This window comes from Bartonella sp. AA2SXKL, from assembly GCF_042197205.1.
Taxonomy (GTDB): domain Bacteria; phylum Pseudomonadota; class Alphaproteobacteria; order Rhizobiales; family Rhizobiaceae; genus Bartonella.
The window spans coordinates 115,637-121,636 of the sequence record NZ_JBHIRN010000007.1; the positions used below are offsets into that span (position 1 = coordinate 115,637).

Annotated in this window: 6 protein-coding genes and 1 pseudogene; all 7 read left to right on the plus strand. The window is 39.4% G+C overall.

From position 1 onward, the window contains the following. The first annotated feature begins 418 nt into the window (after positions 1-418). On the plus strand, positions 419-1,252 hold the full coding sequence (locus tag ACFINS_RS06135; protein ID WP_375650926.1) for an outer membrane protein: 834 nt from the start codon (positions 419-421) through the stop codon (positions 1,250-1,252). A 334-nt stretch (positions 1,253-1,586) separates the two neighbouring features. Further along, positions 1,587-2,423 carry a porin gene (locus ACFINS_RS06140; RefSeq protein WP_375650808.1) on the plus strand — a complete coding sequence of 279 codons (837 nt, stop codon included), beginning with the start codon at positions 1,587-1,589 and terminating at the stop codon, positions 2,421-2,423. 464 nt (positions 2,424-2,887) lie between these two features. Next, positions 2,888-3,079, plus strand: coding sequence for a hypothetical protein (locus ACFINS_RS06145; RefSeq protein ID WP_375650803.1), 192 nt, complete (start codon positions 2,888-2,890; stop codon positions 3,077-3,079). Between the two features lie 113 nt (positions 3,080-3,192). Next, entirely contained in the window at positions 3,193-3,351 is a 159-nt protein-coding gene (locus ACFINS_RS06150) for a hypothetical protein (RefSeq protein WP_375650801.1), read from the plus strand. After that, positions 3,344-3,568 carry an outer membrane protein gene (locus tag ACFINS_RS06155; protein ID WP_375650798.1) on the plus strand — a complete coding sequence of 75 codons (225 nt, stop codon included), beginning with the start codon at positions 3,344-3,346 and terminating at the stop codon, positions 3,566-3,568. Before ACFINS_RS06150 ends, ACFINS_RS06155 begins: the two co-directional genes overlap by 8 nt. Positions 3,569-3,749: 181 nt before the next feature. Continuing rightward, entirely contained in the window at positions 3,750-4,640 is an 891-nt protein-coding gene (locus tag ACFINS_RS06160) for an outer membrane protein (RefSeq protein ID WP_375705986.1), read from the plus strand. A 215-nt stretch (positions 4,641-4,855) separates the two neighbouring features. Then, positions 4,856-6,000 (plus strand): annotated as a pseudogene (locus ACFINS_RS06165) (hemagglutinin repeat-containing protein); the annotation flags it as partial.

The window sequence follows — 6,000 nt, forward strand, 5'->3', positions numbered from 1 at the left end:
TTTTAAATAGTTTTATTTATTCACACACTTGCTTGTTTGTGAGGTGCTGGGGGGCTTTAATATAAAAAGGCTTAAGATAAAAGCATCGTCAATATTGCAGACGAATTAATATAAAAGATATTTTTTTCATTATAAATCAATATATTACATTTTCATTCCAATAGCATACGCTTTACACGGAGGGTACTGTGACGCAGTTTTTTTACAAAATTTATAAAGGAGAGCAAATGTGAGAAAAAGAGATCATTTGTGCATGGGCATAGTTTTATTCTCATTTATTACAGATCAAGCAATTAAGGGTACTTTGATTGGCTTTTTGTTTTTTTTATAAGTGTATCATTTTTGCTACAGATATCTGAAGATGGGGCTCTATATGAAACGGTGTGTTCAAATAAATATTCAGCTATGGAGAGAAAATATGAATATGAAATGGTTAATAACAGCTTCTGCTTTCGCTTTTGTTTCAGCTTCAGCAGCACAAGCAGCAGATGTTATTGTTCCCCCAAGACCAACACCTGTTGCTCCCGTTATTGTTGCTCCAACTTTTTCTTGGACAGGTTTTTATGTTGGGGGCCAGATTGGTGGTTTTTCGGGTAAAACGAAAATGGATATTCTCAGTAATGGAAACAAGATTCCAGCGCCTGATGACCTTTTGCCTAAACTATCTGGTTTCATGGGGGGGCTTTATGCAGGTTCCAACGTTGATCTTGGTAATGGCCTTATTCTAGGTGTTGATACAGATATCATGTGGTCTAATAAAGATGACACGAAGACAGGAAAAACATATGTCATTGCCCCAGAACACATCAATTATATTAACAAGGTATTAAAAGACGCTGCAATTAATATTGGTAAAGATGTGCTTAAACCTGGTGCTAAACGAACCCACAGTTTCACTTTTAAAGAAAAGTGGGCTGGTGCAACGCGCGTGCGTATTGGTTTTGCAGCTGAACGCATTATGCCTTATGTTGCTGGTGGTATCGCTTATACACAGCTTCAAGATAGTGCGTTGATTTCAATAACAGATAAAGATTCAGACAAAGTAATCGCTTCTGGTACTCTGTCTGATGAAACAAAGACCCTTGTTGGTTACACCCTTGGTGCTGGTGTTGATTTAGCAATGACCAATAATATTATTGTACGTGCGGAATATCGTTACTCAGATTTTGGGAAAAAGAAATTCTCAAATGATAAATATGAGACTTCTTACAAAACCAATGATTTCCGTGTTGGTGTTGCTTACAAATTTTAACAGATGATAAGTTAAATAACAGAGGCTCTGTCTTTGACAGAGCCTCTGTTATTTTCTGTTGCCATATTATCACACAATACATAATTTATTGTGGATGTGAAAAGATATTATTCAGGTTTTCTTAAAAAAATCATAGACAATAAACAAGAATTACATTTAAAAACCAATAAGTTATTTATATATATATCTTTAGGTTTCTCGTACAAAATCAAGCTATGAAGCGATTTTGTCTGGGATGTGCCCTCCATTTTCTGTGACTGTATCATTTTTACTACAGCTTTTCTTTCTGTAATCTTGTAGCACTGTGCTCATAAATAAATTAGGAGCAAAGTTTATGAATATAAAATCTTTAGTAACAACTTCTGTTATCGCTATAGCAGCAGCTTCTGCAGCGCAAGCTGCTGATGTTATCATCCCTCGTGAAACAGCCCCAGCAGTCATCGCAGCAGCCCCTTCATTTTCTTGGACAGGCTTTTATATCGGTGGTCAAGTTGGTAACTTTTCAGGTAAAGTTGATGTAGTTGATTCAGAAACAAAAAAGAAAATTACAGATAAAGACTGGACACCTAAGCCTTCCGGTTTCATGGGTGGTATTTATGTAGGTTCCAACGTAGATCTTGGTAATGGCCTCATTCTAGGTGTTGAAACCGATGCAGTCTGGGCTGACCGCGAAGATTCAAAAGCGCATTCAGCAGTCATTGGAGCAATTGGCCTTGATGCTTTCAAAGATGAGCTTATAGCAGCGAAAGCTACACCTGCTACAGGAAAAACTATTGCTGGTATCGTGGCGACTGACAAACGTATAGATAGCACCTCTATAAAAGAAAAATGGTCTGGTGCAACACGCGTTCGTGTTGGTTTTGCAGCAGTTGATCGCATTATGCCTTATGTTGCTGGTGGTATTGCTTATACGCAGCTGCAAGTGGTTGATTCTCTTAAGGCAGCGACAGCTGAAGGTGCCGAAATCGCTTCTGCTAAAGTGTTTGATGAAACGAAAACGATGGTTGGTTTCACTGTAGGTGGTGGTATTGATTTTGCAATGACAGACAATGTTCTATTGCGTGCAGAATATCGTTACTCAGACTATGGTAAAAAAGCATTTGTAAAGGACGGGGATAAATTAGCATACAAAACCAATGATTTCCGTGTAGGTGTTGCTTACAAATTCTAATTTCGTAAACAACGAAATAAACTTCCAAGAGGCTCTGTCAAAGACAGGGCCTCTATTCTTTTCTGTTGTTATATTATTACTCACTCCATATTTATTGGAGATATAAAAATATTTTCATAAACGACAGACAAGAATTACATTCAAAATCGATAAGTTAACTTACGAATTCTCGTACGGAGTGAAGTTAATAGCGTTGTAAAGTCATGCAGCGATTTTGTTTTGAGCGCATCCTCCATTTTCTATGACTGTATTATTTTTTACGACAGCTTTTCTTTATGTAATCTTGTAGCATTATCCTCTAAATAAATGAGGCGCAAAGTTTACGAATACAAAATCTTTAGTAACAACTTTTGTTATCGCTATGACTACAGCTTCTGCGGCACAAGCTGCTGATATTGTCATTCCTCGTAAAACAGCTCCAACAGTTATCATAGCTCTTTCGTTTTCTTAGACAGGTTTTTATCTTGGTAGTTAAGTTGGCAACTTTTCAAGTCAAAGTTTATGTATTTGATTTTGAGACAAAAGAAAAAACTTCAGATAAAGATGCACTACCTATGCCTTCCGGTTTCATAAGTGGTATTTATTTAGGTTCCAACGTAGATCTTGGAAATGTCCTCATTCTAGGTGTTGAAACTGATACAGTCTGGGCAGACTGAGGAGAGACGAAGACGGTCTCAAAGATTCTTACGATTGATGATTTTAATGATGAATTTAAAGATGCTGGTGTCACATTAGATGAAAAGTTTCAAAAGGGTGACACAGCAGTGTATTGCATTGGTTTCAAAGAAAATGGTCTGGTGCAACACGGGTTCGTGTTGGTTTTTCCATCGCTGACAGTATTATGCCTTATGTGGCTCATGGTATTGCTTATGCGCAAATACAGGGTGTTGGTAAAGTTTCAGGAACAAAAAAATTGGCAAATGGGTAAGCCAAGTAAAGAAGTTTCTGCTACAGTATTTGATAAAATAAAAACGATGGAGGGTTTCACCCTTGGTGGTGGTATAGATTTGGCGATGACAGATCATGTTCTGCTTCGTGCGGAGTACCGGTACTCAGACTTTGGTAAGAAGGAATATAAAAAGGATTACCTTAAACTAGGCTACACAACCAATGACTTTCGTGTAAGTATCGCTTACAAGTTCTAATTTCATCAAAAGTGCAATTATGAATAAAAAGTATTAATAAAAAGTTAAATTTTCAAGAGATCTTGACTTTTACAAAACCGCTGTTTTCTGGGGTTTATTTGTGTGATTGTGACATTTTTACTACAGCTTTTCTATTTATAATCTTGTAAGGTCGTTTTATAGTTAATTTAGGAGCAAAATTATGAATACAAAATCTTTAATAGCAACTTCTATTGCCGCTTTAATTTCAGTTTCTGCAGCACAAGCTGCTGATATTATCATCTCTCGTGAAACAGCCCCAGCAGTTATCGCAGCAGCCCCTTCGTTTTCTTGGACAGGTTTTTATCTTGGTGGTCAAGTTGGCAACTTTTCGAGTAAAACTAAAGTAACTATTCTAGGAGCAGACAAAGAACTTTTCAAAAAAGATAACACACCTAGTCCTTCTGGTTTCATGGGTGGCATTTATGCCGGATCTAACGTAGACCTCGGAAATGGTCTCGTTCTCGGTGTTGAAACCGATGCAGTTTGGGCAGACCGTGAAGAATCAAAAAAAGCCCGTGAATTGACCCTTACTGAAAAAGATGCAGCAAATTTTAATGATGCCCTTGAAAAAGCTAAGGTTGAATTAAAAGGTCAGCAACGGTTTGAAAACGGTGACAAGGTAACAGAAACGCACAGTTACAAAGAAAAATGGTCTGGTGCGACACGTGTCCGTATCGGTTTTGCTGCTGTTGACCGTATTATGCCTTATGTTGCTGGTGGTATTGCCTATGCGCAGGTGCAGGGCATTCAATCCGTTGCAGGAAAAGGAGAGAGAGCTAAAGTTGAGCAGAAAGCTGGCGGGGATGGAAAAGTGCCAGAGGCAGGGGCTAAGCAAGCCATAGATTTGACTGGTGGCACTTGGGCTGATGACACGAAGACAATGCTTGGTTTCACTATTGGTGGTGGAGTTGACTTTGCAATGACAGACAACGTTCTTTTACGTGCTGAATACCGTTACTCCGATTTTGGTAAAAAGAAATTCGCCAACGATACACGTGAATTCAACTACAAAACCAATGACTTCCGTGTAGGTGTCGCTTACAAATTCTAATTTCGTAAAAATGAAATTATCAGCACAAAAAATACTAAGGCCTCGTTTAACGGGGCCTTTATTTTATTATCTCTCTATTTTATTCCTCTTAATCTCTTCATTTTTAATGGGATCATACTCCTCATGCAAAACAGAACGCCCTAAACGGAATATACTTGTTGTTGTGTATTCACACATTTTTTTTAAATAAATATTTTTCAAAGTACATCAATCTCACTTATGTCTTTGGAAAAGATTTGAATATTTTAGGCTCTGATGTTCAAACAAAGGATAAACTTCTCTTGCAAGCTGAGAGGAATGTTTCGATTGATGCCACACGCAACAGTACCAATAGTCATCGCGGGGATCAAACCTTTCATGTCGCCGTGCACAATGGCTCTCATTTAAGTTCTGGAAAAGAGACCACTGTTCTATCGGGTGGCGATATCCATATGGCTGCTTCCGATATAGATGCCAAGGGTAATGTTGCTCTTGGCGCCCAAGGGGAGGTAACAATAGGGGTGAGAAACGATGAGATGGAGTATCATCTTCGCACCAAAAACACGAAAGTGGATATGCAAGCCTCTCATGCCGTTGGCTCTTCGATAAAATCGGGAGGTGATACCACTGTCATTGCAGGGCAGGATGGCAAACCGCATGATCTTAGCATCACAGGTAGTTCCATTGCGGCTGATGGCAAGGTAGGGCTGAAAGCCAGCAACGATATTCTCATCAATAATGCAGAGGATAGCTTACATTATGAGATGTCGTATCACAAAGAGGGTGGGGTGTTTAGTAGCAGTAAATCTGAGCATAACAAGATGGATGTGCGCCAAGTTGTGGGGTCAAGCATAACAGGGGGTGAAGGCATTGCCATTGATTCCGGAAACAACACGGAAGTTGTAGCCTCGACGCTCGTAGCCGGTAAGGCAGAGGAAACGTCAGGAGAGAAAGCACCAGGAGAACAGAAACAAGCGGATATTACCATTCACTCTGGGGGAAAGATTACTATCAAAGGCGCCCAAGAACACTTGGACCAGCAAGCACAATCGTCATCAAGTGGCTTTTTGCATGAGGAATCGTCCGATACATCTCAATCGCATACCACAACGGTCTCCTCTATCCTTGGGGCGACGGGCAACATCGTGTTAGACGCACAAGGAGAAGCCAAGATTTCTGCTTCTCATCTGCTTTCCGGTCAAGATATCAATGTGAGCGGAGAAAGTGTGACGATTGATGGCATGACAGATCATCATAAAAGCCATTCAGAGACCCATGAAACAGGTTTTGGTGTGGGATCAGGCAAGGGCTTTGTGTCGATATACGGGAGTGAGGGAAAGACAGAAAATGAAGAGAGTTTTGAGCATCAAGGTTCTTCTCT